This window comes from Thiothrix lacustris DSM 21227 (assembly GCF_000621325.1).
GTDB lineage: Bacteria > Pseudomonadota > Gammaproteobacteria > Thiotrichales > Thiotrichaceae > Thiothrix > Thiothrix lacustris.
In genome coordinates this window covers 104289-128446 of record NZ_JHYQ01000013.1, presented here as the reverse complement: position 1 = coordinate 128446, position 24158 = coordinate 104289, and the positions used below count along the sequence as shown (strand labels likewise).

The 24158-nt window shown below is 53.1% G+C and carries 26 protein-coding genes; 10 read left to right on the top strand and 16 right to left on the bottom strand.

The genetic code is table 11. The features are described 5' to 3' along the window. Positions 1-19: 19 nt before the first annotated feature. Genes dacB through Q394_RS0107300 form a run of 4 tightly spaced genes read right to left on the bottom strand, consistent with a single transcriptional unit; the run spans position 20 to position 3502 of the window. On the bottom strand, positions 20-1477 hold the full coding sequence (dacB, locus tag Q394_RS0107315; protein ID WP_245606746.1) for a D-alanyl-D-alanine carboxypeptidase/D-alanyl-D-alanine endopeptidase: 1458 nt from the start codon (positions 1475-1477) through the stop codon (positions 20-22). 37 nt (positions 1478-1514) lie between these two features. Next, positions 1515-2234: a tRNA (N6-threonylcarbamoyladenosine(37)-N6)-methyltransferase TrmO gene (tsaA, locus tag Q394_RS0107310; RefSeq protein ID WP_028488703.1), complete on the bottom strand. Its 720-nt coding sequence runs from the start codon at positions 2232-2234 to the stop codon at positions 1515-1517. Continuing rightward, positions 2231-2998, bottom strand: coding sequence for an ElyC/SanA/YdcF family protein (locus Q394_RS0107305; RefSeq protein ID WP_028488702.1), 768 nt, complete (start codon positions 2996-2998; stop codon positions 2231-2233). Before Q394_RS0107305 ends, tsaA begins: the two co-directional genes overlap by 4 nt. A gap of 3 nt (positions 2999-3001) precedes the next feature. Next, positions 3002-3502: a HugZ family pyridoxamine 5'-phosphate oxidase gene (locus Q394_RS0107300; protein WP_028488701.1), complete on the bottom strand. Its 501-nt coding sequence runs from the start codon at positions 3500-3502 to the stop codon at positions 3002-3004. 154 nt (positions 3503-3656) lie between these two features. Between Q394_RS0107300 and Q394_RS0107295 the strand changes: the two genes are divergently transcribed. The 6 genes from Q394_RS0107295 to Q394_RS19450 all read left to right on the top strand — a co-directional run bounded on the left by Q394_RS0107295 (position 3657) and on the right by Q394_RS19450 (position 10025). Continuing rightward, positions 3657-4133: an META domain-containing protein gene (locus tag Q394_RS0107295; protein WP_028488700.1), complete on the top strand. Its 477-nt coding sequence runs from the start codon at positions 3657-3659 to the stop codon at positions 4131-4133. A gap of 115 nt (positions 4134-4248) precedes the next feature. After that, complete coding sequence (locus tag Q394_RS0107290; protein WP_028488699.1) at positions 4249-4914, top strand: hypothetical protein; 666 nt, start codon at positions 4249-4251, stop codon at positions 4912-4914. 12 nt (positions 4915-4926) lie between these two features. Then, positions 4927-6087 (top strand): copper amine oxidase, encoded by a 1161-nt coding sequence (locus tag Q394_RS0107285; protein ID WP_028488698.1) that lies wholly within the window; start codon positions 4927-4929, stop codon positions 6085-6087. Between the two features lie 17 nt (positions 6088-6104). Beyond that, complete coding sequence (locus tag Q394_RS21385; protein ID WP_051543034.1) at positions 6105-8420, top strand: copper amine oxidase; 2316 nt, start codon at positions 6105-6107, stop codon at positions 8418-8420. Between the two features lie 34 nt (positions 8421-8454). Further along, positions 8455-8853, top strand: coding sequence for a hypothetical protein (locus tag Q394_RS21380; protein ID WP_051543030.1), 399 nt, complete (start codon positions 8455-8457; stop codon positions 8851-8853). Continuing rightward, positions 8784-10025: a cytochrome-c peroxidase gene (locus tag Q394_RS19450; RefSeq protein WP_084260381.1), complete on the top strand. Its 1242-nt coding sequence runs from the start codon at positions 8784-8786 to the stop codon at positions 10023-10025. Before Q394_RS21380 ends, Q394_RS19450 begins: the two co-directional genes overlap by 70 nt. Before the next feature lie 68 nt (positions 10026-10093). Here the strand turns inward: Q394_RS19450 and Q394_RS0107265 are convergent, their stop codons facing one another. From Q394_RS0107265 to znuC, 4 genes are all read right to left on the bottom strand, one after another. Next, a complete protein-coding gene (locus tag Q394_RS0107265; RefSeq protein WP_028488697.1) occupies positions 10094-10345 on the bottom strand; it encodes a YfhL family 4Fe-4S dicluster ferredoxin in 252 nt (83 codons plus the stop codon). Between the two features lie 99 nt (positions 10346-10444). Further along, on the bottom strand, positions 10445-10963 hold the full coding sequence (gene coaD / locus Q394_RS0107260; RefSeq protein ID WP_028488696.1) for a pantetheine-phosphate adenylyltransferase: 519 nt from the start codon (positions 10961-10963) through the stop codon (positions 10445-10447). Positions 10964-11072: 109 nt separating this feature from the next. Further along, positions 11073-11861 carry an iron chelate uptake ABC transporter family permease subunit gene (locus Q394_RS0107255; RefSeq protein WP_156946765.1) on the bottom strand — a complete coding sequence of 263 codons (789 nt, stop codon included), beginning with the start codon at positions 11859-11861 and terminating at the stop codon, positions 11073-11075. After that, positions 11854-12624: a zinc ABC transporter ATP-binding protein ZnuC gene (znuC, locus tag Q394_RS0107250; protein ID WP_028488694.1), complete on the bottom strand. Its 771-nt coding sequence runs from the start codon at positions 12622-12624 to the stop codon at positions 11854-11856. The genes Q394_RS0107255 and znuC overlap by 8 nt, the downstream gene beginning before the upstream one ends. Positions 12625-12651: 27 nt before the next feature. On the opposite strand from znuC, the gene Q394_RS0107245 reads away from it, so the two are divergent. After that, positions 12652-13551, top strand: coding sequence for a zinc ABC transporter substrate-binding protein (locus Q394_RS0107245; protein ID WP_084260380.1), 900 nt, complete (start codon positions 12652-12654; stop codon positions 13549-13551). Here Q394_RS0107245 and Q394_RS0107240 read toward each other — a convergent pair. From Q394_RS0107240 to Q394_RS0107220, 5 genes are all read right to left on the bottom strand, one after another. Then, on the bottom strand, positions 13545-13892 hold the full coding sequence (locus Q394_RS0107240) for a hypothetical protein (protein ID WP_028488692.1): 348 nt from the start codon (positions 13890-13892) through the stop codon (positions 13545-13547). The genes Q394_RS0107245 and Q394_RS0107240 overlap by 7 nt on opposite strands. Before the next feature lie 149 nt (positions 13893-14041). Further along, entirely contained in the window at positions 14042-15295 is a 1254-nt protein-coding gene (lysA, locus tag Q394_RS0107235) for a diaminopimelate decarboxylase (protein ID WP_028488691.1), read from the bottom strand. Between the two features lie 3 nt (positions 15296-15298). After that, positions 15299-15418: an LPS translocon maturation chaperone LptM gene (gene lptM, locus Q394_RS21875; protein WP_084260379.1), complete on the bottom strand. Its 120-nt coding sequence runs from the start codon at positions 15416-15418 to the stop codon at positions 15299-15301. Next, positions 15415-16245, bottom strand: coding sequence for a carboxylating nicotinate-nucleotide diphosphorylase (gene nadC, locus Q394_RS0107225; RefSeq protein ID WP_028488690.1), 831 nt, complete (start codon positions 16243-16245; stop codon positions 15415-15417). Before nadC ends, lptM begins: the two co-directional genes overlap by 4 nt. A 71-nt stretch (positions 16246-16316) precedes the next feature. After that, on the bottom strand, positions 16317-17588 hold the full coding sequence (locus Q394_RS0107220; RefSeq protein ID WP_028488689.1) for an NAD(P)/FAD-dependent oxidoreductase: 1272 nt from the start codon (positions 17586-17588) through the stop codon (positions 16317-16319). A gap of 215 nt (positions 17589-17803) precedes the next feature. Between Q394_RS0107220 and Q394_RS0107215 the strand changes: the two genes are divergently transcribed. Genes Q394_RS0107215 through Q394_RS0107205 form a run of 3 tightly spaced genes read left to right on the top strand, consistent with a single transcriptional unit; the run spans position 17804 to position 20119 of the window. Further along, entirely contained in the window at positions 17804-19051 is a 1248-nt protein-coding gene (locus Q394_RS0107215; RefSeq protein WP_038140801.1) for a multifunctional CCA addition/repair protein, read from the top strand. A 49-nt stretch (positions 19052-19100) separates the two neighbouring features. Beyond that, on the top strand, positions 19101-19424 hold the full coding sequence (hspQ, locus tag Q394_RS0107210) for a heat shock protein HspQ (protein ID WP_028488687.1): 324 nt from the start codon (positions 19101-19103) through the stop codon (positions 19422-19424). Beyond that, positions 19424-20119 carry a sulfite exporter TauE/SafE family protein gene (locus Q394_RS0107205; RefSeq protein ID WP_028488686.1) on the top strand — a complete coding sequence of 232 codons (696 nt, stop codon included), beginning with the start codon at positions 19424-19426 and terminating at the stop codon, positions 20117-20119. Before hspQ ends, Q394_RS0107205 begins: the two co-directional genes overlap by 1 nt. A 2-nt stretch (positions 20120-20121) precedes the next feature. On the opposite strand, the gene Q394_RS0107200 is transcribed toward Q394_RS0107205, so the two are convergent. From Q394_RS0107200 to Q394_RS19445, 3 genes are all read right to left on the bottom strand, one after another. Next, positions 20122-20658, bottom strand: coding sequence for a protein disulfide oxidoreductase (locus Q394_RS0107200; RefSeq protein WP_028488685.1), 537 nt, complete (start codon positions 20656-20658; stop codon positions 20122-20124). Positions 20659-20780: 122 nt separating this feature from the next. Beyond that, positions 20781-22862 carry an HAD-IA family hydrolase gene (locus Q394_RS0107195; protein WP_028488684.1) on the bottom strand — a complete coding sequence of 694 codons (2082 nt, stop codon included), beginning with the start codon at positions 22860-22862 and terminating at the stop codon, positions 20781-20783. After that, positions 22855-24123 carry a glycosyltransferase family 2 protein gene (locus Q394_RS19445; RefSeq protein ID WP_038140799.1) on the bottom strand — a complete coding sequence of 423 codons (1269 nt, stop codon included), beginning with the start codon at positions 24121-24123 and terminating at the stop codon, positions 22855-22857. Before Q394_RS19445 ends, Q394_RS0107195 begins: the two co-directional genes overlap by 8 nt. Positions 24124-24158 lie beyond the last annotated feature (35 nt).

Here is a 24158-nt window from a genome sequence, read left to right as displayed (position 1 = left end):
TTACACCACTCAGCGGGTGCTATTGCTCGAATGCCCACTTCAAAATGGCATCTTGTAACTTGCGGCCGCCAGCTTGCGCTTCCCGACCATTATACTGCAACACAATAACCAGACGCTTACCACTACGGGTAATCATATACCCAGCAATCGCGGTGGCATCGTTGAGCGTGCCGGTTTTCATGTGACTACGCCCACGCAAATCATCATCGTTAAAACGTGTTGCCAGCGTACCATCTTCACCTAATAACGGCATTGAAGCCATGAACTCAGGCATATACGGGTCGCGCCATGCCACTTCTAATAACTGCCCTAACTGGCGAGCGCTCAGGCGGGCAGTACGTGATAAGCCAGAACCGTTCTCCACCACCATTCCGGTGTAATCAACGCCTGACTTTTGTAACAGTTCGGCTGTTGCGATACGACTTTTGTCTAAAGTTGCAGGTGCACCCAACATCTTTGCACCAATGGTGAGGAAAATATTCCGTGCCATCACATTATTACTCCACTTGTTAACAAAGCGGATTTGCTCACCCAACGTTCGCGACTCATGCGTATGTAACAAGCTATCGGTGGCTTGCACTTGCCCATTGCTTTGCAATTTGCCGTTGAACAGCCCCCCCTGAGAATGCCAAACATCCCGAAAAGCATTGAATACATGCTGTTCTGGTGTCGACATCACCCTCAAAATAAAGTTTTTACCGCAATCTGCCGAATAAGCGCCAGACACTTTAATCGCCGTACTGTCCTGCTCAAAGTCTGGGCGATAGTGTTGCTTACTACACCCGCCTTTGCTCAACGTCATGCTGTTTTCCAATTGCAGGCCGGGGATCAAGGGGAACGGTGTAACACCTACCTTGCCATGAACTTGGTCAGCCTCAAACAAAAAACGACTCGCCTGAAAGTTAAACATCAACGCCGAAGGTTTGGCATTGTAGACACGGGTAGGCTCGTTATCGAACGCGGCCGCATCGTAATCAGGAATGCTAAAATAGCTATTATCGATGATCAAATCACCTCGAATATCCTTCAGCCCCTTGAGTTGCAAATCATGCAGCAATTGCCAGAAAGCCTCATCGGTGAGAAATGGGTCACCGAACCCCTTAAGAATCAAATCACCGTTAAGAACGCCATCCTTAAGCTCACCACGTGTCCAAGCCTCGGTTTTCCAGGTATAACTCGGCCCCAGCAACTTAAGCGCCGTCCAAGTCGTCAGCAGCTTCATCACCGAAGCGGGGTTACGTGGAACTTTATCCTGATGCACCACCATCGGCACATCAGCGTTAAGGTCACGGATGTAAACGCTCAAGTTATCCACTGGAATTTTATATTGCAGCATCCATGCCTTGATTTCAGGCGGCAAATCCGCTGTCTGCTCATGGCGGATCAGAGCAAGTTCCGCAGGCTGAGGAGCAGAAACAACAGGCGCTACTTTTTCCGCAGCCGCACTACCAAATAAGGCAAAAAGCCCAACTGTCATTATAAATTTATTCAGCATATTGAATTCGTTATGGTTTTTAAGTGTGTTGCTCAACGTCAGCCAATGCCAGCACTTCGATACCCATGGCGGTGTAATGCCAACGTAAATCGAAATCGTACAGGCGCATGGCGTAGACCCTTCCTGCCTGCTGCCCTTGCTGGTAGGAGGGGCGAGGGTCTTGACTCAAAATCTGTTCGACCAGCAAGCGCACATCGGTGTTCCATTGCACTTGTTTCTGTTCACATTGAAGACTGGCCTGAGAAGAAAAAGTCACAGATTGCTGGACAGCAGGCGCTGCTGGAGCAAACCCAGCTGTCGCCTGCGTAAGCGCATCAGCATACGGAAGATACGGCTTTATATCCAGCACTGGCGTACCGTCCAACAAATCTGCGCCTGCGAGTTCGAGGCTGATCTTATTGCCTTGCACCTGAATACCCAGCAACTCAGCTACGGTGAGGCCGATGGGGTTGGGGCGAAAAGTCGAGCGGGTAGCGAATACGCCCATGCGGGCATTACCACCGAGACGTGGCGGGCGCACGGTGGGTTTCCAGCCTTGATCTTGCGTGCCGTGGAACACGAAGATGATCCAGACGTGGGAAAAACCTTCGAGGCCGCGTACCGTTTCGGGCAGATTGTAGGGCGGTAGCAGCGTGAGGGTGGCGCGGGCTTCCGTGACCAAACCGGGCTGACGGGGGATGCCGAATTTTTCTTTGTAGGGGGAGACGATGGTGCCAATGGGTTTAAAAACATGACTCATGACAATAACCCACGCAGTTTCGCCCAAAGAATCCCCATGTATTCATACGCCGCCCGTTGCGCCACGGTAAAAGCATTGCTATCAGGAAATGCATCTGCGGGGTGAAATCCTGCATTACGCTGCACCAAATAATGTGCCGGAGCGGGCAACAACACCACACCCGCCCTGCGGAACAGACCCACCGAACGGCTCATGTGCGAAGCCGACGTCACCAATAATACCGGTTCATTGCCCACCAACTGCTGGACAATCACTGCCTGTGTTTCGGTATCCTGCGACACAGCATCGGTCACAATATCAGCCTGATTCACACCCAATTGCACCGCCAATTCTCGCATGGCTACCGCATCTGCACCAGAACCAAACACCTCACCACCTGACAGTACCAACTTCGCCCCCAACACTTGCCTATACAGGCGCACACCTTCCACCAATCGCGCCAGTGAATCTTGGCTCAGGCGCGAATGCAGCGGAATGGCCTCATCCGAATACGTACCACCACCCAATACCACAATCCAACGATACTTCACCGCCGTTGGCACGACGGTTAGCGGCGGATATTCCCGCTCCAGCGACTGAAGTGCTGGCTCAAAACCCCAGCCGTAAGACTGCGCCAACAGCAACGTAACCCCTGCTGTCACCAGCACCTTACCGAGCTTCTGCCTGCGCGTGAACCATAAGAACAATAGCCCGAACAGTAACACCAGCGGCGTCAGCGATAACGGCATCAGCATTATTGACAATAACTTCTTGAGAAAAAACATCCCCTATCCTTTTTCCAATTGATCTGCACCAATGTGCTGCACCTCCCGCAGCCCCTCCCCCACCAGCACAAACGCTTGCCCAAAACCCATCACAAACCGCCCCGATTGCGGTTGCAAGCGAAACATCACAAAGTCGCCCAAGCCACGCAACACGCTAACTATATTACCAAACCGCTCTTCCATCTTATCCAACATCAGCGGATACACCGCTGCTTCCCGTTCTACCACCGCTGCCACACAACGGTAGGTTGCACGGGTACGCGCAAAAATCTGGCGTGCGTCCTGCTCATCCGCAATCAACAGCACCGCTACCTGTGGATGGTGCAGAATTTCCTGCGTATGGCTAGCTAACCCGCTCACGAAGATATAGAAATTACCCACAGCATCCTGCACAAACGGCGCATAACTGATAGATGGTTCCCCCCCAGCATCCAACGTTGCTAGTTGTAAGGTTTGTGCCTGCTCCAACAATTGCCCTAATCTTTCCTCAGGGGTGTTACGCATGAATATTCTCCTTGAAATAGCACTACCGTGCAGCCCGTCTGTTTATCTTGCAGATTAACTTGGCGAGACAGCTCATTAAATATATTATGTCTGTAAAACTTTTATAACTTTAGATCATCTAACAAAATAACAACAAACCACTAGGAGCCATGCAATGCGAAAAGCATTCCTTTCCTCATTCTCAGGACAAATTATCGCTGCACTGCTGATACTTGCCTTTATTTCTGCCTGTAGCTTTGATGCGAAAAGCACGACGCCAACCATGACCCTAGCAAACACGCAATGGAACTTGAAAACACTGAATGGCAAAGCCATCAATACGGAAAGACCACTATCCATCCAATTCGATAACAGTCGCATGAACGGTTTTTCAGGCTGTAACCAATTTTTTGGCAATTATACCGCCAGCAACGATGGTGTATTCAGTAGCAGCGGCATAGGCGCTACCAAAATGGCCTGCATAGGCGACAAAGATCAGCTGGAACAGCAATTTTTCAGCCAACTCAAACAAGCCACCCAATACGCAGTGACTCGCGAACAACTGCACCTACTGGATAACAAACGCAATATCCTCATGATTTTTGGGGCGACTAAACCAGCTAAAAAATCGGCTGACAATAAAACACAATAAGCCATTTGTGCCGCTAATCATAAAAACAAACTATTCAGGCATTCGCATTATGGATGCCTGAGACACCTTCAACGTAGACTGCCACCAACATCCACACAATAAAATGGTTTCAGTCATGAAAAATTTGCCACTACTGCTACTGGTTTTAGCCCTGCCTTACTTGTCAGCTAATGCCGCCAACTTGGATCCACTCAGCCCTGCTGAAATGATACGTGCCACCCAGCAAGCCAGTGTAGCAACACCCAGCGGCATCGCGACTACCCGCTCCCTCACCCTAAATACCTCCGCATCTACAACACCTGCCCCGGAACTCTTGCTGGTCGAACGCCACCCCAACGACAAAGGGCAAACCGCACGGCTGGCGGATGTCTATACCTATGACTATAGCACCAACGAAACACTCATCAACGTGATTGACCTGGACACCAATAAAACCCTTTCCAGCAAACGCGAGCAAAACCTGCAACTGCCCCTGACCGCCAACGAACTGCAACGCGCCTCCGACCTCATTTTTGCCGATGACGAAGAACGCCGCCTGCTGGATACCGAATTCAAACGCATCACGGGCAAGACCCTGAGCAATCCGCAACAGCAATTACAAGTCAAAGCCTTCGTATTTCTTGCCTCCAGCCTACCGGAACAACTCAATACCGCCTCTAAACAATGCGGCCTGCACCGTTGCGCCCAAGTGCTGCTCTACACTGCCGATTCCTTGGTGTTTGAAGTCAGCCCCATCGTCAACCTGTCCGCAGGCGTCATTACCCAGAATATCGGCTTCTAAGGGAACACCATTATGCAATACCGCACCTCCCTACTGGCACTCAGCCTGCTAACCCTGTGGCAAGCACCTGCCTTCGCTGCCCCCGGCAATACCTGCACCGGGCAAGCCTTAAGCAAAACCTTTGCCTCCGGTGCAAGCTGGAATCTGTGCTGGACAGCCCGTCAAGCCGAAGGCATCGTGCTCTCGCAAGTCACCTACAAAGCCCCCAACAATGCCGCCCGCCGCGTGCTGGGTGAAGCCGCGCTTTCCCAACTCGAAACCGCGCTGGATGATGGCTCCGTCACCCCCTTATTCCTGACCACCGAAGCAGGCTTTGGCGGCAATAACCTGCAAACCCTCACCACGCAAGACTGCGCAGGCGGCACGCTGCACGCTGACAGCGGGCGCAACGTGTTGTGCGCAACCACCCGCAGCCACGGTTATTCCTACAAATACACCACCCAACGCCAAGGGCAATTGCTGGAACTGGCCAGCCACTCCCAAATCGGCTCGCGTAACTACAGCGTGCGCTGGCGCTTCTACGAAAACGGCGCTATCGAACCCAGTGTCGGCCTCAGCGGGGAATTGCCTATCGTCGACGCCAGTGCTGCCCAATACGGCTGGCCTGCGATGGCAAGCGGCAAGATCGCCACCGGCTTCACCGACCATGCCCTGTGGCGGCTGGATTTTGACCTCGACACCAGCAATGCCAACGATGTAGTGGAAGAAATCACCAGCACTCCAAGCACTGACCGCCTGAAAAAAACCAAAGCCGTCACCACCCTCAGCACCGAAACTGGGCGCAGCTTCGACCCCGAAACCAAACGTTTCTGGCGGATACGCGACGGCATCCTCAGCAACGGCAGTGTCGGGCAACTTTCTTATGAGTTGGTTCCCAACCACTACGACCAAAGCCGCGCCAACAGCAGCAACGCAGGCTGGCTGGCACAAGACGTGTTTTTCACCCGTTACAACGCTTGCGAAAAATACGCCACCAACAACCCGACCAGTAACTGTGGCGGCAATACCAGCCAATTCACCAATGGCGAAAACATCAACCAGCAAGATGTCGTGGTCTGGTACAAGCAAAGTTATCACCACCTGCCGCGCAGCGAAGACAGCAACCGCATCAGCACCGTCTGGAGCAGCTTTCAGTTATTGCCACGCGACTGGCATTCCACCAACCCGTTTTGATGCAGGAAGAGACAACAATGAAAACAATAATCTACAGCTACTCTGCTCTAGCCCTACTCGCCATCAGTGGCTTCTTACCCAATAGCGTACAAGCGGCAGAATTCTGTGCTGACCAGTACTACGTTGATGCCACCCTGCCCAATCAATCGCGTTGGGATATGTGCTGGGAACACCGCAACCGCGAAGGCGTGGTGTTGCACCACATCCATTACACGCCCCCCAACGGACAACGCCGCATGGTCTTGTTTCAGGCAGCACTGGCGCAAATCCACGTCCCCTACGACGACAATGGCGCACGCTACCACGACATTTCCGACTACGGACTGGGTGCTGGTTACATGGCAGCCTTGACCCCACAAGAATGTGCAGGTGGGGAACTACTCAACTATTCTGGCAAAAACATCATTTGTAAGCAGGTCAGCGCACGCGATGACGCCTACAGTGCTGACGGTGATCGTCTACAAGGAGATGCCTTAAACCTCTTTAGTGTTTCCGCGATTGGTGCGTACAACTACATCCCCGAATGGCGCTTTCTGGATGATGGCGCTATCGAACCCAGTGTTGGTGCAACCGGCGCATTACAACGTTTCGGCACCAGCAGCATCGCGCAACACGGCTGGCTGCTAGCCAGCGACAAAATTGGCATTGCGCACTTACACAACTTTTTCTGGAAACTCGACTTTGATCTGGGTGGCACTGGCAGCGACGATGCGGTGGAAGAAATCAACTACACCCAAAGCAACGGCAAGATGGCACACACCAACACCCGTTTGAGCAGCGAAGCTGCCCGCTCGGTTGACCCGGCACAACTGCGTTCTTGGCGAGTCGTGGATACCAACCTGAAAAACGCCAAAGGTTTGCCAATGTCCTACGAAATCCAACTGCCTGAATCCGGGCAACGCGATGTTGGCCCGACCAGCGAGCCGTTTACCCACAATGATTTTTACGTCACCAAGCAAAAAAGCTGCGAGTTATTTGCCTCCCACAACCCCACCACAAGCGGCTGTGCTGACAACTTGAGCGCCTTCGTCGACGGCGAAAGCATTGTCGGTCAAGACATTGTGGTTTGGCCTTCCACCACTTTCTACCACATGCCCCGCGCCGAAGATGCCCCACGCATGGATGCACACTGGAGCCATATCCGCATTATTCCGCGTGACTGGCATGACAAGAACCCGCTGAGTAACAGCGCCGAAACCACGGCTGTTGTTACCCCGCCGCCGCCACCAACCAACGGAACGGTTTCCAACAATGCCAGCGGCATCAGTGTCAATGGCAACCTGAGTGATTGGGGCAGCCTGACCTCCTTCGGAACAGACCCCGATGAGATTACTGGCGCAAACAACAAGCTGAACTGGTTGCAAGGCTGGTTGGCGAATGATGCCGAACGCGTGTACCTCGCCTACCAAACCAAAGACGCTATCGACACCAGCGGTTTCTGGGGGTATCAAGCGTATCTGGATAGCGACTCCAGCGCCACGACCGGCTACAAAACCGGCGCATTGGGCGCGGATTACTTGCAGGAAGGCGCAAACCTGTGGCGCTACAGCGGCGATGGCTCAAGCTGGAGCTGGACATACCAAGGCACGATGGACTCGAAAGTCAGCGGCAACAACGCCGAATTCAGCTTCCCGCGTAGCTGGCTCGGTAACAGTACCGAACTGCGCCTGATGTTCTGGGGCAATAATGCGGCTTTCGGCGGTGATGCCAAAGACGTGTACCCGGATGGCGCTTTCACCAGCACGGCGACCACCCGTTACTTCACTTACCAAATGCATGTTCCCACTAGCACGGGCACAACGGGTATCACCAATCCTGTCAGTCCTCTAAGCGTCGATGGCAACCTGAATGACTGGAATAACCTGACCTCCTTTGGCCTTGATCCGAATGACGTTTCCGGGGCAAACAACACGCTGGACTGGCAAGAAGGCTGGATGGCGCACAGCAGTAGCGATGTCTACCTTGCCTATCGCACCCGTAATGCGGTGGATACCAATGGTTTCTGGGGCTATCAGGTCTATCTGGATACTGACAGCAACACCAGCAGCGGCTACCAAAACGGGGCGGTGGGCGCGGAATACATGCTGGAAGGCAGCACCCTCTGGCGTTATACCGGGGATGGTTCAAGCTGGAGTTGGGTCATGCAAGGTTCCACCACCGTCGGCACCAGCGGGCAAACCGCCGAGTTCAGCTTGCCACGTAGCTGGCTGGGCAACCCAAGCACGCTGCGGGTCATGTTCCGGGGTAATAACGCTGCCTTTGGCGGTACGGCTGAAGACGCTTATCCGAATGACACGACGACACCGCGTTACTTCGCGTATCGTTTCCAGTAAACCGACCTTAAGATCGACACAAGAGCAAACAACCATGTCAACAAAACTGCTCACCCTCATGCTCGGCCTGCTCATGGCAGGCTGTAGCAGCAGCGCAAACACCGTCTGGCGGCTGGATCAAACCAGCAGCAGCGGACGCTATCAAGCAACGCTGACATGCGCCACGCCCCCGATAGTCATGGCGTTTCAGGACTGCACTCTGACACTCACCAGCCCTCAAGCCCTGCCGAGCGACCTGCTGATTGCCGTGGATGGTGGAATGCCTGCCCACGGGCATGGCCTGCCGACAGCCCCGCAAGCAGTCCCCACCCACAATCCCGGTGAATTCCGTATCGACGGTTTAAAATACAGTATGCTGGGTGAATGGATACTGGGTTTCCTGCTGCACTCGGCGGCATCAGACGACAAAATCGTCTTCCGGTTTACCCTGTGATGCGCATCAAGTATTGGCTACCCGGCGCAATCCTGTTACTCGGCATCGCAGGCTGTGGCAACAAAACCGCATGGACAGCGCAGGAAACCGCCACCCTGCAATCCCTCAGCCTTACCAGCCTACCGTCGGTCAATGACCCCAGCAACCGCTTTGCCCACAACCCACAAGCTGTGGAACTGGGCAAGCAACTATTTTTTGACCCACGCTTCAGCCGTAACGGACAAATCGCCTGTGCCACCTGCCACCGCCCGGAAAAAGCCTTCAGTGATGGCAAAATGGTCGCCGAAGGCTTGGCAATGGGAACACGCAACACCCCATCCTTACTCGGCGCTACCCATAACGACTGGTTCTTTTGGGACGGGCGCAAAGATAGCCTCTGGTCACAAGCGCTCGAACCGCTGGAAAACCCCGCAGAACACGGCCTGACCCGGCTGGAAATCGTGCGTTTACTGCTGAAAGACCTGCATTACCGCCAGCAATACCACGCCTTGTTAACCGACATTCCCGCACCTGAGCATTTCGCAGCGCTTCCTGATACCGCATCGCCTGTAGGAACATTGGCACAATTACAGACATGGAAAAGCATTCCACAAGCCCAGCGTGAACAGCTTGACCAACTATTTGCGGCGACGGGTAAATTCATCGCCGCCTACGTCAGCAGCCTGCCCCTTGCCCCCAATCGGCTGGATGATGCTCTAACCGGCAAGGCTACCCCGACGCCAGCAGAAATGGCCGGGGCACGGCTCTTCACGGGCAAGGCACAATGCATCCTGTGCCATTCCGGGGCAATGCTAAGCAATCAGGCTTTCCAGAACATCGGCACGGGCACGTTCGGCAAAGACAGCGGACGCGCAGCCGTGCTGGATACCATCCGTAATGACCGTTTCAACTGCCAAGGGCAATACAGCGACACCACGCCAGAGACTTGCACCGAATTGCAGTTTTTGACGCGCAGCCGCCACAGCATGAGCGGGGCATTCAAGGTTCCGGGCTTGCGCAACGTGGCGCAAACCGCCCCCTATTTTCATGATGGACGCATGGCAACACTGGATTCCGTGATTGATTACTACGTCAAAACCTCGCAGCAGCCCAACAAAGACAATGACTTACCCGCCATCCAACTGACGGATACGGAACAACAGGACTTGATCGCTTTTTTGAAAATGTTGTAACGCCACACACAAAAATGCCCGCTATCGCGGGCATTTCATGGCGTATCCAGCAAGCCGTTGGCTCGGGTTTAACCTTCTTTCATCAGCTCTTCGTACTTCAGTTGCAGTTGAGCCTTGGATTCAACGTGCTCAGGGTCGCTTGGAATGCAGTCGACCGGGCACACGGATACACACTGTGGTTCATCGTAATGCCCAACGCACTCGGTGCAACGCTTGGGGTCAATTACATAAATTTCGTCGCCTGCGGTAATTGCATTGTTAGGGCACTCTGGCTCGCAAACATCGCAGTTAATGCATTCGTCGGTAATCATCAATGCCATACAAAAAAGTCCTCTTGAATGTTCGTTTTCGGTGATTTTATCAATCTACCTGAAAAGATAACATTAACTTCTATCAAAATAACAATACTAAGGCTTTTTCTAGTTCAACAAGCCACGTTCAGCACGTATCTGCACAATTTTATGCTTCAAGGCATCCAACACATGCGGAGCAACAAAGCGCGAAACATCACCGTTGAGAATGGCCACTTCCTTCACCAAGGTCGAGGAGATGAAGGAGAAACTTTCACCCGGCATCAAAAACACCGACTCCACGTCCGGCGCAAGGCTACGGTTCATGCTGGCGAGCTGGAATTCAAACTCGAAATCCGAAACGGCGCGCATCCCCCGGATCAGCACTTTGGCATTCTGTTCACGGGCAAAATCGACCAATAAACCCTCAAAACCTTTCACGGTCACTTGGGATGTTAGATTCTGTTCTGCTACTTCACGCTGGATCATGGCCACTCGCTCTTCCAGCGAGAACAAGGGTTTCTTTTTGGGGTTGGAAGCGACACCGACCACCACATGAGCACACAAATAGCTAGCGCGTTTGATAAGGTCAAGATGACCTTTCGTAATTGGGTCAAAAGTCCCCGGATAGACAGCAGTAATTTCCATGAATACAGGCCACAATGGTTAATGACAAAATGCTTAAAAACACCCACAATCATTATGTTGTAACACCTTATGGTGCGTCGCACAATCCCTTTCTGTCGACCTGCACCCTTTAAGGGCTACGCTGTGGGACGAACTGCACCAACAAGAACAAAACACTGGCAGCCACCACAATACTGGGGCCGGTGGGGGTATCCAGTTGCAAAGAAAGCCCCATTCCTGCCAATAATGCCAGCCCTCCCACCACTATGGCAAAAACCGCCATTTGTTCAGGTGTCTTGGCAAAACGCCGCGCTGTCGCCGCCGGAATAATCAGCAAAGCCGTCAGCAGCAACACGCCTACCACTTTCATCGCCACCGCCACCATCAAGGCCACCAACAGCATGTAAATGGCACTGATGCGCCACACCTTGACGCCTTCCACTTGCGCCAGCTCAGCGTGTACGCTCAAAGACAGCAAGGGACGCCAAATCCACACCATGATCACCGCAACAATGACCGCCATGCCCCACGTCAGGGCAATATCGAAGCGCGTTACCGCCAAAATATCACCGAACAGGTAAGCCATCAGATCAACCCTGACATTGGGTAGGAAGGTCAACGCCACCGTCCCCAAGGCCAAGGCGCTGTGCCCGATAATACTCAACAAGGTATCACTGCCCAACGCCGGATTGTGTTGCACATACAGCATCAGCAAAGCCACGGTAACACACACACCCATGACCCAAAGGTTCATGCTTGTACCCGTCATTAAGCCCAGCGCCACGCCCAGCAAAGCCGAATGTGACAAGGTATCACCAAAATAAGCCATGCGCCGCCACAACAGGAATACGCCCAGCAAACCACTCATCAGCACCACCGCCAAACCTGCCAGCAAGGCACGCAGGATAAAATCATCCATGCTGATGCTCCTCATCGGCCAATGGCACGATACAACCGTGCATATCATGCTGATGATCATGGTGATGGGTATAAACCGCCAGCCCGGCGGCACGCACATCACCAAACAAACGTAAATACTCAGGGTGGCGCGACACCGCTTCCGGCTGCCCGGAACAACAAATATGCTGATTCAAGCACAACACTTGATCCGTCGCTTCCATGACCAGATGCAAATCATGCGACACCATTACCACCCCATAGCCATGCGCCTGCTTCAAACGGTTAATCAGTTGATACAATTCACTCAAGCCAGTGACATCGACCCCCTGCCCCGGCTCATCCAACACCAATACTTGCGGATGGTTGAGTAAAGCACGCGCCAGCAACACCCGTTGCAACTCGCCACCCGACAAGGATTGCACCGCCTGTGGTAGCAAATCCAGTACGCCCACTTCCTCGGCACTCTGGCGTACCGCCACCGCATCATGCCGCCGCAGGTTCAAGCCCATGAAACGCTCCACCGTCAACGGCAATAAGCGGTCGAGATGGAATTTTTGCGGCACATAACCTACCCGTAAAGCAGGCATACGCCATACACTACCGCTGTCCGGTTTTTGTAAACCCAGCAAGATTTTCAGTACAGTCGATTTGCCTGCACCGTTTGGCCCAATCAAAGTCAGGATGCTTTGCGGGTACACTTCGAGGCTAACATCGTGCAAAATCACACGCTGCCCAAAGTTCAGGCCAATATGTTCCAGTTTTGCCAATAATGTGGTGGACATCCTTGCCAACGTATAAAGAGTGAAAAAATGTTCCGTATTCTAACGATTTTCCTGCTGTTGTGCTTAGGCGTTTTAACTGCTTGCCAGCAAGATGCCGCCACCAAGCCGTTGGTAGTCAGCACTATCAAGCCAGTTCAAGCGCTGGTGTATGCCGTTGCCGGTGGCAAAGATAGCCCGCTGGAGGTAACCCAACTGCTGCCGGATGGCGCATCCCCCCACCATTACGCCCTCAAACCGTCGGATATGCGGATGCTGGAGAATGCCAAAGTCGTGTTCCGCATCGGTAGCGGGCTGGAAACGTTTCTGGATAAACCACTCGCAAACCTGTCAGCCCAGCAGCGGGTGATTACCCTGGCCGATGCCACTGGTATTCAGCACCTGCACGCACGCGCGGAACACAAGCATGACGACCACAGCGAAGACTTGCACCTGTGGCTGAACCCGGACAATGCCATTGTGATGAGCCGGGCGATTGCGGCTGCACTAGGTGAAGCTGACCCCGCACACAAGGCGGACTACCTTGCCAACGCTGAACAGCTTATCCAGAACATCAGCGCCACCGACGCACAGATCCGCCAGCAGTTAGCACCACTCAGTGGCAAGCCTTACCTGAGCTTCCACGATGCTTGGCAACATTTTGATACGCATTACGGTTTGAATTTTGCGGGAGCGGTAACACTGGATGTGTCACGCCTGCCGGGCGCACGCCACGTGCAAGATATCCGCCATATTATTGAGGAAAAACAGGCCGTTTGCCTGTTTCGAGAACCACAGTTTGCACCTGCGATGGTCAAAACATTGGTTGAAGGCAGTAACATCCAACTAGGTGAGCTTGACCCACTAGGGATGTCCTTACCGTTGGACAAAAACACTTATATCACGCTGTTAAAAACAGCTGCGGACAGTTTTCAACAATGCCTTCATTGAATACCTAAATCCATCAAAGGAACTGACTCACGGCGGCTTTCTCGTAAAGCCCCGCCAATATACTCATAACGCTGTCCTCGATTCCCGCTATTGTCTTGTGGCGAGTAAAGACAAACCCGAAAGGCACAACCACCACGCAACATGACAATATTTTGGTCATCCATTTTGAGTTGCGCATTCGCACCGCGTACTGTGTGAACAATGTCATCGATATACAGAATATCGCCGCGTTTGAGAATCCGCATCTCTCCCGTTGTGGTACTTTTTGCTGTCACCTTGCCACGCTTGGATAACACAACGCCAACTTCCTGACGTTCTATAATAGTGCTGGGTGCTGGCATAAACTACTCCATCCTGTTAGTGATTAACTCACGGTTTTCATCTTAGAAGAATAGAACAGCCTAACGGTCAAGCAGGTATTTCTTACAATAAAGAAGGTGAAGTGCAAAAAAAATCCGCCAAACGGTCACGGCGGATTTTTTATTTCCAACTAAATGGGTAAAACACTCTCCCCACGAAGCAAATCATCCAGCGTCTCACGCTGACGCACCACGTGCAAGGCATCACCATCCACCATCACCTCCACAGCCCGTGGGCGGGTATTATAGTTGGATGACATCGTAAAGCCATAAGCGCCCGCAGAACGCACCGCCAAAAAATCACCTGGCTGGATATTGAGGTCACGTTCTTTACCTAAAAAGTCGCCGGTTTCACACACTGGCCCCACCACATCGTAAGTCACAGCTTCACCCGTAGGACGTGGTATCACTGGAATGATTTCTTGCCAAGCACTGTACAAAGCAGGGCGAATCAAGTCATTCATTGCCGCATCAACAATAGCAAAGTTCTTGTATTCGGACAGCTTCAAGAACTCGACTTCTGTTACCAAAATCCCAGCATTTGCGGCAATTGCCCTGCCCGGCTCGACAAAGATTTCATACTGACGTAAACGTTCATCAGTGAACAATTGCGCCATATACTCTGCCGGGGAGGGGGCTGCCTGCCCTTCCTGATAACGCACACCCAATCCCCCACCAATATCGAGGTGGTGAATCTGCACACCCTGTGCCGCTAAGCGTTCTGCCAAAGCCAACAAGCGTTGTAACGCATCCATAAATGGCGTCAGTGTCAGCAATTGCGAACCAATGTGGCAATCGATCCCAACCACTTTCAAATGTGGCATCTGCGCCGCTTTCAAATACACAGCTTCAGCACGACCGATTTCAATACCGAACTTGTTTTCTTTCAGGCCGGTAGAAATGTAGGGGTGGGTTTGCGCATCCACATCTGGGTTAACACGCAAGGATATTGATGCCACCTTGCCCATCTCACCCGCCACCGCATTGATACGATCAAGCTCGGATTCGGATTCGATATTGAAGCAACGGATACCCACTTCCAAAGCTTTACGAATTTCCGCAACCTTTTTACCAAGGCCAGAAAAAACCACTTTGCTAGGGTCGCCACCGGCGCGTAACACACGCTCCAGCTCGCCACCCGATACGATATCGAACCCCGACCCTAAGCGTGCAAACAAATTAAGCAGGGCAAGGTTGGAATTAGCCTTTACCGCATAACACACCAAATGCGCCTGCGAACCAAAAGCATCGTTGAAAGCGTGCCAATGCCGTTCCAGCGTAGCACGGGAATAAATGTAGCATGGTGTGCCATGAGCACGGGCAATATCGGCAACAGCGACGTTTTCGGCGTACAACTGCCCGTTACGGTATTCAAAATGATCCATGAGTTACTTCGCCTGTTCCTGTTTTGGTTTATGCTGCGCATCATCTGGCATATAGAGCGCTCCCTTGTTACCGCAGCCTGCCAGCAAGGCCAGTACGATAGCGAATCCTAGGTATTTTTTCATGCATTAAACCTCATCGACAAATCCACCGCCCGCACATGCTTGGTAATCCCGCCAATCGACACGAAATCCACCCCCGTTTCAGCAATCGCCACCAACGTTTCCGGGCTAACCCCACCCGAGGCTTCCAACGGAATACTCCCTGCCGTCACTCGCACTGCCTCGCGCATATCGGTGAGGCTGTATTCATCCAGCATGATAATGTCTGCCTGCGCGGCACTGGCTTCTGCCAACTCCTGCAAATTTTCGGTTTCCACTTCGACCAGAATGCCGGGGTGCAACTGCCGTGCTTGCTGAATCGCTGCCGTAATCGACCCGGCGGCCATGATGTGATTTTCCTTAATCAACACCCGGTCATACAAACCGATACGGTGATTGCTTCCGCCACCGCACAATACCGCGTATTTCTGCGCAGTACGTAAACCGGGCAGGGTCTTGCGCGTATCCAGAATTCGGCATTGGGTATGCGCAACCAAATCCACATAACGGCGTGTAGCCGTCGCCGTTGCTGATAAGGTTTGCAGGAAATTCAGCGCGGCACGCTCGCCACTCAGGATAGAACGCGCACTGCCCCGCAAGCTACACAGCAGGGCATTGGCTTCCACCCGGTCGCCATCCTGGTACTGCCAGTCAATCTGCACGGCTGGGTCAAGTTGGCGAAACACTTCGTTAAACCACGGCACGCCGCATAACGTCGCGTCTTCGCGAGAAATGACCGTTGCGCTGGCTTGCTTATCGGCTGGAATCAGCCCAGCGGTGACATCGCCTGTGCCAATGTCTTCGGCCAAAGCGCGTGCAACCGTTGTTTGAATATCGTTAGGTAATTGCATCGGAACCTCAAATAAAAATGGGAGGCGCAATGCCTCCCATCAAGTGCCCCTGACTCCTCGTCAGATTCTCGTTAGATGCGGGTAATACCCATCATCTTCAGGATAGACTTTTCGTAGAACGGTTCGGAACTGCCTTTCTTCATCTTACGGATGAAGTATTTCTCGAACGCGATCTTCGCCATGTGTACCCATTTACCTTTTTTGAACCAAGCCACGTTACGTGGTGGGATCTGTGGCAGTGCTACAAAGGCTGCACCGGTATCACCCATATCAGCCAAACAGATAGCATTCCAAGTAGCCGTGGTATGCGGCTCTTTACCAGCCAGTTCATCTGCAATGTTATGTACCAGAGAAGTGACCATGGATTCAATCATATAACCGGTCTTCGGTGCACCTGTGGGGACAGGCGTAGCTTCTACCGGTGGAATGGCGATACAAACACCTGCCGCGTAGATGTTTTTGTATTTCGGATTGCGGTGCAATTCATCCACGATTACGAAGCCACGTGGGTTACATAAACCCTCAACAGCGGCAACCGCATCCACACCCTTAAATGCTGGCAGCATCATCGCCATATCGAAGGCCAGTTCGTGTTCTTTCTCGACTTCGCCCTTGGCAGTCAACTCAGTCACGAACATTTTGCCTGCTTCAACTTTGGTGGTTTTAGCATTGATGATCCACTGCATGTGGTGGTTACGCAGTTCAGATTCCAGCATCCCTTTAGAATCGCCCACACCACCCAGCCCCAAATGACCGATGTAAGGCTCGGAAGAGACGTAAGTCATCTTGAATTTGTTACGCACACCACGTTTACGCAAGTCAGCGTCGACGATGAACGCAAATTCATAAGCCGGACCAAAGCAACTTGCAAATGGCATCGCACCCACGATGATATGGCCAGAACCTTTAGCCAACAATTTCTGGTAATCGGCATACGCACCTTCCGCATGGGTGACATCGCAAACAGAATGCGTGTGGCCACCGTGAGGGCCTGCACCTTCAACCTCTTGGAAGAACAGTTTTGGACCTGTAGCAATCACGAGGTAGTCGTATTTGACGGTTTCGCCATTTTCCAAATGCAGAGAACTACCTTCGGCATCAACCTTGTCGCAACGGCTGCAAATGAACTTGATGTCTTTTTTGGCAAGGTATTTTTCAATAGGAAAAGTGATGTCAGAACGCGTGCGCCAACCCACAGCAACCCACGGATTAGAGGGTACAAACTGGAAATAGTCACGTTCATTGATAACGGTGACTTCATGCCCCTTACCGAGCATTTCTTTCATTTCATAAGCGGCAGGCATTCCACCTGTACCAGCACCAAGAATTACAATATGAGCCATTCGCGCCAACTCCTAACTAACTGTCTAACTATTTAATAAGGTCATTACTTTAATTATTAAAATGAACACTGCCTAACATGTCCACTAAGCAGCCACCATAACATCACAAATCCCTAAACAGGTCAATCTCCACCTTATTTCTCAATACATTAGATTTATCTAATATTCTATAAAAAAGATGTACTTCCACCCAAGCCAATGGTCATAATCAAGGAATGAAAGACATAACCACGTATTTGGTTGGCGGTGCTGTCCGCGACCCCCTACTAGGACTACCCATCAAAGATCGTGATTGGGTCGTAACAGGCGCAACACCCGCTGATTTGCTACAACAGGGCTTCAAGCCTGTAGGCAATGATTTCCCAGTATTTTTGCACCCCAAAACGGGTGAGGAATACGCTTTAGCCCGCACCGAGCGCAAAACAGGCAAAGGCTACCACGGCTTCCATTTTCATGCGGCGACCGATGTCACGCTGGAACAAGACCTTGCCCGCCGCGACCTCACCATCAACGCGATGGCGCAGGATGAGCAGGGCATTATCATCGACCCTTACGGTGGGCAAAGCGATTTGCAGCAACGCTTGCTGCGGCATGTATCGGCAGCCTTTGCCGAAGACCCGGTACGCATCCTACGGGTAGCCCGTTTTGCCGCCCGCTTCGCACCACTCGGCTTTCAAGTGGCAGAAGAAACCCGGCAACTGATGCAAAACATGGTCGCAGCGGGCGAAGTCGACGCACTGGTTCCCGAACGGGTCTGGCAGGAGACCGTGCGGGCACTTTCAGAGCCTGCGCCGGAACGTTTCTTTGAGGTATTGCGTGACTGCGGTGCCTTGCGCGTGCTGTTCCCGGAAGTCGACCGGCTATTCGGTGTGCCGCAACCTGCCCAATATCACCCGGAAATTGATTGCGGTATCCACACCTTGCTAGTGCTGCAACAGGCGGTGAAGCTGAGTGATGCACCCGAAGTGCGCTTCGCCGTGCTTACCCACGACCTCGGCAAAGGGCTGACCCCGGCAGACATCCTGCCCAGCCACCATGGGCATGAACTTGTCAGCCGCCAATTGACGACACAACTATGTGAACGCCTGAAAATTCCCACCCGCTTTCGCGAATTGGCGGAACATGTAGCGGAACAACACGGTCGAATTCATAAAGCGCTGGAATTACGCCCCAAAACGTTCCTGAAGGTGCTGGAAACCACCGACGCCTTCCGCAAGCCGGAACGCTTTGAACAATTGCTGCTGGCGTGCGAAGCCGACGCTAAAGGCCGCACCGGGTTTGAAGAACGCCCTTACCCGCAAGCGGAACGCTTTCGTGAGGTGTTGGCAACCTGTCAGCAAGTCGATGTGCAAGCCGTTATCCAGGCAGGTTTTCAGGGCGTACAGATCAAGGAAGAAGTGCATCGGCGACGGGTCGAGGCTACCCGTGAGATATTAGGACATCTTGATATTGAAGATGAGTAGCCGCATATTAGAAACATAACATTACGATGAAAAGCATAGAGGAATTGTCATGATGGAAGAGAAAACTGCTTCTTTCGGCCTTGGTCAGGTCATTCACCACCGCCTGTTCAACTACCGTGGCGTCATTTTTGACGTTGACCCCGACTTCAAGGGCACGGAAGAATGGTTCGAGAAAAACGTGGAAGCCGGTAGCCCCACCAAGGAAGAGCCGTGGTATCACGTGCTGATTGATCAGGATGGGCGGGTAGCTTACGTTGCCGAGCGCAATCTGGAAGCCGTGGAAACCGTCGAACCGGTCGAACACCCTTTGCTGGAAAACTTTTTCAGCGGCTTTGTTGGCGACCATTATCAGGCACGGCAGACCCTTAACTGATGGAGTGGAGTTGGCTGAGCCATTCCAATTACCTAGCGGCATTTCTGGTCGGGTTATTGGGGGGAGTACATTGCCTTGGCATGTGTGGCGGTATTGTCAGCGCCCTGACGTTCAGCCTGCCCGCTGCACAGCGTAATAACCCTGCCAACCTGTTTCCCATACTGCTGGCTTATAATAGCGGACGCATCGGCGGCTATACTTTAGCTGGGGCATTGGCAGGCGGTTTGGGCGCAGCCTTTTTGTCATTGGGCGAACTGGAAAGCGTGCGGCACGGTTTGCAAATTTTCGCGGCGCTGTTCATGGTGGCACTTGGCTTGTATCTGGCGGGCATCTGGGCAGGTGTTGCCAACGTTGAAAATGCCGGGCGCGTGCTGTGGCGGCGCATAGAACCACTGGGACGGCGTTTTATGCCGGTCAATTCCCCCGCGAAAGCCTTACCGCTGGGGTTTATCTGGGGCTGGTTGCCTTGCGGGCTGGTATACAGCGTGCTGATCTGGACGTTATCAGCGGGCAGTGTCGCCAACGGCGCGTTGCTGATGTTGGCATTCGGGCTGGGAACTTTGCCTAACCTATTGCTGATGGGCGCAGCAGCAGCGAAACTCGCCAAATTCACCCGTAACCAGACCGTCAAGCAGGTGGCGGGATTGCTGGTGGTAGCGCTGGGCTTACTGCTGCTATGGCGGGCGCTGGGCTGAAACTACACCAGCCAACTAGCCAGCCACAAGCGCAGACGTAAACCCCAACCCGTTGTCACCCCGGACTCGCGGAACTGGATTGTGCCTTCCGCATCAAGGATATAATCGGTCGGCACCGCATGAATACCGTACTTCCCGGTCAGTGAACCATCTTCATCGACAATCGTGACCCAATCGGTAATGCCTTTGCGCTCCATGTAACGCTGCACCTCTTCCCTACCGCCAGACTGAAAAGCAACCGTAATCACCTTCCAGTCCTTACTAAGCCCGGTAATAGTGCCCTGCCCCAACTCGCATATCGGACACCAACTTGCCCAGAAGTGCAGAAGCACGGGTTTGCCACGGTAATTATCGAGGTGGATCACTTCACCACTGAGCGCGGTAAGTTCAAAGTCAGGCGCTTCGCCTTCCAACATGCCACGATGTTGCCAAGCACGAAATCCAAAAATAATAGCGCAAATAATGCTCCACTCTAACAACCAACGCAGCCAACGCCGCTTGCCAGAATGTTTGCTGCTCCCCGATGTATCTTTTTCCATGCAGTCTGTTTTACTTCTTTAACTTCATTGAATATCGAGATTGTAGCATATCGCAACTGAATTATTTTGGGCCCTCTATACTTGCAATTGGATGGCGGCGGCTTGCACATTCTGAGTAGCCCTTACTTCCTCACCGTATGCAAGTACACGATACGGAACGCGAAGTTTGCCACCCCGGTCGGAATCCGGTCAAACAGCGCATAACGCCACGCGCTGAGTTCCAAACGACGCAGCAAATGACGCGGGCGCAACAGATCGCCCCACCCCACCGGCTGATTCGCCAGTTCCAGCACATGGTCATGCCCGAAATCTTCGGTATGCACCAGCTTGGTCAACTCGCGGGCTTCTTCACGGGTCGGGTAAACCACGGCACGCTCCAGCACGCCATGCACATACGGCAGCAATTGCTGGCTGGAATACCCCGTCAAACGCTGCACCGCGCGGAAATGTTCCCAGTGATGCGCCACCCCCTGCTGCATTTGCGCCACGAAAATATTGCAAGCCAGTTCCGCCTGCCGATCGGGTGCATTTGCCGCTTTCAACACCGGTACGACGCGCCCATCCTGTTCACGGTAAGCAATCGTCGTGGCCTCGTGGGAACGCGCCCCTTGCTCGAAAATTTCCTCAAACTCCGCCGGAATACGCTCGCAGGCATTGCCGCGCCGCGAATCATGGATAATGCCTTCGCACACATTATCGTCGCCAAAATTCGCGTACATCTTCGGCACAAACGCAAAGTAATAGCCGTGCAACAGCGGGAAATCCTCACGCTGCCCAAACGCCTGCTTGAGGAATTTCTGCACCGTGCCATTCCAGCCAATATCCACCAAGGCCACACGCTGATGCGCGAAAAAGCCCACCTGTTCCAGATAACGCTGCAACAAATCACGGTGCTTGCTGCCTTCGGCGCGGATAATCGCCTGCACCTGCTGATCCTTCAGGAAATTGCGCAAGCGGGTGTCTTCCCAATCGTGGATCGGCGCGGCGAAATCCTCAAAACCGTGTTCGCGTGCCAAGGGCTGCAACAGCGCTGGCGGCAAACCATACACCTTGCACACCGATTCCAGCCCGCATTGTTTCGGGTTGTAAAATGCCACGATAGCCTGTTCCCAACTCAAACCGTCGGCGGTCGAGGCGGCAGTAATCACCTTGCGTGACAGGTAAACGTATTCGGCCGGTATTTGCCCCTGAGTGGTGCGGTACAAACGTTCAAACAGGAAACCATCCCGCGCCACGAACAGCAGCTTTTCAATTGGCTGAGCAGCGTCGCGCTGTTGCTGCAAGCGTTCCTGCAAGCCTTGCATGAACACGCTGAACGCAGGCCCCAGCACATCCCGCCCGTAGCGGAAAAAGAAATCACGTGGTTTCAGGCCATCCTGTTGCTGGCTGCGGGTTTCCACGCATTCAAAGAAATGCCGCCCCGCCCAAATGCCGCCACGTTGCGCCATGCTTGCGGATAAGGATTGGCGTTCGCGGCGTTGCAACTCGGCTTTTTCATACAACCAAATGCCCTGAATACCGGCACGGCAGGCCATGCGCCGATCCGAAATCGGGTTATCGCCGATGTGCACCACCTGTGCGCCAGTCACACCTTTGACTTGCAGCATTTTCTGGAACAGCCGCCCGCTGTATTTACCCAGCTTGAAATCACCGGAAACGTATACGAAGGTAAAATAATCGACAATGCCTTTGCGACGCAGCAGCTCGCACAGCATGTCGCCATCCAGATACATATCCGACATGGCGATGATCTTGAGGTTTTGCTCCTTCACCCAATCCATGAAGACTTGGGCATCGCGCTTGACGTACAGGGTCGCCGCTTCCAGATCCAATTCGGTTTGGCGGATGAAAGAGGTTAAAGAACTCCCCCCTTCCCGCTCTCTGAGCGCAGTCGAAGGGAGACACGCTATCCAACGCGGCAGCAAATCACTGTAGCGGCATTCGTGGTCGAAACCCGCTTGCACCGCTTCAGCACGCAAGGCTTGTTCGGCTTGTTGGCGGGCTTGCCACACCGCTTCGGCAGCAATGCCGGTGCGTTCGCTGACGGCGCGGCATACGGCACGTTGCACTTCCGCCGGGTCGCCGACATAGCGCCCTAGCACCGTGTCGAAAATATCGAGGGAAATCAGTTTCACGTCCTGAAGGCGTGGCTCCAACCAAACGCGCACCTTGCCCCAGTCACGCAGGATCAGTTTTTCAGGCATGACTCCCCCCTGTTAGCCACTGTTTGCAACGGCGCAATGGATTCAATAAGGCGTGCCCCAAACGGAAAGCGCGGCTTGCCAACAAGTCCTGTTGTTGTTGCTGCAATTGCTGAATCAAGGTGTCCCGCTCCGCTATCCAGCCATCACGCTCAACCACCCACTGCTCACGGTCGTGCAGGTGTTGTGCATGTAAGGCGATCACAGCATCGCGTTCGGCTATCCAGCCATCCCTTTGGGCGATATAACCATCACGCTCCAATATCCAGCCATCCCGTTCACCAACCCAGTGCTCGCGTTCGGCAAGCCATTCCCGGTGTTGCACCAGTTGCTGCTGCAAGTCACCAATCACCGCGTCGCGCTCGGCTATCCAGCCATCACGGTCAGTAATCAGCGGAAACAGTTCCTGTTCACGCGCCACCAAACGCTGATGCACAATCGTCAGCCATTCCTCGCGGGTATAACGGTACAAATCCAGTAATTGTATTTCCAACCCGCGTAAACGCTGCCAATCCAGCACCCGTTGCAAACGCGGCAACCAACCCAGCAGCAAGCGCATGTTTTCCTCAATCGCCGCCAACGGTTTTTCGCGGATAGTATTACTATCATGCAAGCGATACCCCAACAGCTTTTCTCCCATCAAAAAGCGGGTTTTGAAACCTGCCAGCCAAATCCGCAAGGCGTATTCGTAATCATGCACATAACGTAATTCGGCAAAAACGCCGACCTGCGTATACACCCGCCGATGGAAAAAGAAGTTGGAGGTGGTGATCAGGAAATTGCCGCGCAATAAAGTTGCCCAGCTATCCGCGTGAGTGAGGTAATCTTGTTTCAGGGCTTCAAACCAAGCGACCCAATGCCGTTCAATTGCCTCTTTCGGCTTAGAATCCCCATCCAGCAAGGCCACGTCTGTGCTGATGAAATCGATGGATTCGCGCTCTGCCAAGCTGACCAAACGTGCCAGTCTCCCAGCCTCCCACACATCATCAGAATTGAGGATAGCGAGAAAGTCGCCTTGCGCCAGTTTTAAACCTTCGTTGAGGGTAGCAGGTGCGCCTTGGTTGGTTTTATGACGCACGCATTGCCAGCGCACCGTCGGGTTGGCCTGACAAACCGCCTGAATCACGTCCCAAGAAGCATCCTGAGAAGCGTCATCAATCACAATCAGTTCAAATGAAGTAAAAGACTGTGCCAGCACTGAATCCAGCGCCTGCTTAACCCAGCGGGCGTGGTTGTAAACCGGCAGGATTACACTGACCTTCACTACAACATCCCCCAACTTTATAATTATGATGATTT

What these genes read in the sequence shown, in the direction of transcription:
- dacB (WP_245606746.1), bottom strand. Translation starts at nt 1,477, where the DNA reads ATGACAGTTGGGCTTTTTGCCTTATTTGGTAGTGCGGCTGCGGAAAAA.
- tsaA (WP_028488703.1), bottom strand. Translation starts at nt 2,234, where the DNA reads ATGAGTCATGTTTTTAAACCCATTGGCACCATCGTCTCCCCCTACAAA.
- Q394_RS0107305 (WP_028488702.1), bottom strand. Translation starts at nt 2,998, where the DNA reads ATGTTTTTTCTCAAGAAGTTATTGTCAATAATGCTGATGCCGTTATCG.
- Q394_RS0107300 (WP_028488701.1), bottom strand. Translation starts at nt 3,502, where the DNA reads ATGCGTAACACCCCTGAGGAAAGATTAGGGCAATTGTTGGAGCAGGCA.
- Q394_RS0107295 (WP_028488700.1), top strand. Translation starts at nt 3,657, where the DNA reads ATGCGAAAAGCATTCCTTTCCTCATTCTCAGGACAAATTATCGCTGCA.
- Q394_RS0107290 (WP_028488699.1), top strand. Translation starts at nt 4,249, where the DNA reads ATGAAAAATTTGCCACTACTGCTACTGGTTTTAGCCCTGCCTTACTTG.
- Q394_RS0107285 (WP_028488698.1), top strand. Translation starts at nt 4,927, where the DNA reads ATGCAATACCGCACCTCCCTACTGGCACTCAGCCTGCTAACCCTGTGG.
- Q394_RS21385 (WP_051543034.1), top strand. Translation starts at nt 6,105, where the DNA reads ATGAAAACAATAATCTACAGCTACTCTGCTCTAGCCCTACTCGCCATC.
- Q394_RS21380 (WP_051543030.1), top strand. Translation starts at nt 8,455, where the DNA reads ATGTCAACAAAACTGCTCACCCTCATGCTCGGCCTGCTCATGGCAGGC.
- Q394_RS19450 (WP_084260381.1), top strand. Translation starts at nt 8,784, where the DNA reads ATGGATACTGGGTTTCCTGCTGCACTCGGCGGCATCAGACGACAAAAT.
- Q394_RS0107265 (WP_028488697.1), bottom strand. Translation starts at nt 10,345, where the DNA reads ATGGCATTGATGATTACCGACGAATGCATTAACTGCGATGTTTGCGAG.
- coaD (WP_028488696.1), bottom strand. Translation starts at nt 10,963, where the DNA reads ATGGAAATTACTGCTGTCTATCCGGGGACTTTTGACCCAATTACGAAA.
- Q394_RS0107255 (WP_156946765.1), bottom strand. Translation starts at nt 11,861, where the DNA reads ATGGATGATTTTATCCTGCGTGCCTTGCTGGCAGGTTTGGCGGTGGTG.
- znuC (WP_028488694.1), bottom strand. Translation starts at nt 12,624, where the DNA reads ATGTCCACCACATTATTGGCAAAACTGGAACATATTGGCCTGAACTTT.
- Q394_RS0107245 (WP_084260380.1), top strand. Translation starts at nt 12,652, where the DNA reads ATGTTCCGTATTCTAACGATTTTCCTGCTGTTGTGCTTAGGCGTTTTA.
- Q394_RS0107240 (WP_028488692.1), bottom strand. Translation starts at nt 13,892, where the DNA reads ATGCCAGCACCCAGCACTATTATAGAACGTCAGGAAGTTGGCGTTGTG.
- lysA (WP_028488691.1), bottom strand. Translation starts at nt 15,295, where the DNA reads ATGGATCATTTTGAATACCGTAACGGGCAGTTGTACGCCGAAAACGTC.
- lptM (WP_084260379.1), bottom strand. Translation starts at nt 15,418, where the DNA reads ATGAAAAAATACCTAGGATTCGCTATCGTACTGGCCTTGCTGGCAGGC.
- nadC (WP_028488690.1), bottom strand. Translation starts at nt 16,245, where the DNA reads ATGCAATTACCTAACGATATTCAAACAACGGTTGCACGCGCTTTGGCC.
- Q394_RS0107220 (WP_028488689.1), bottom strand. Translation starts at nt 17,588, where the DNA reads ATGGCTCATATTGTAATTCTTGGTGCTGGTACAGGTGGAATGCCTGCC.
- Q394_RS0107215 (WP_038140801.1), top strand. Translation starts at nt 17,804, where the DNA reads ATGAAAGACATAACCACGTATTTGGTTGGCGGTGCTGTCCGCGACCCC.
- hspQ (WP_028488687.1), top strand. Translation starts at nt 19,101, where the DNA reads ATGATGGAAGAGAAAACTGCTTCTTTCGGCCTTGGTCAGGTCATTCAC.
- Q394_RS0107205 (WP_028488686.1), top strand. Translation starts at nt 19,424, where the DNA reads ATGGAGTGGAGTTGGCTGAGCCATTCCAATTACCTAGCGGCATTTCTG.
- Q394_RS0107200 (WP_028488685.1), bottom strand. Translation starts at nt 20,658, where the DNA reads ATGGAAAAAGATACATCGGGGAGCAGCAAACATTCTGGCAAGCGGCGT.
- Q394_RS0107195 (WP_028488684.1), bottom strand. Translation starts at nt 22,862, where the DNA reads ATGCCTGAAAAACTGATCCTGCGTGACTGGGGCAAGGTGCGCGTTTGG.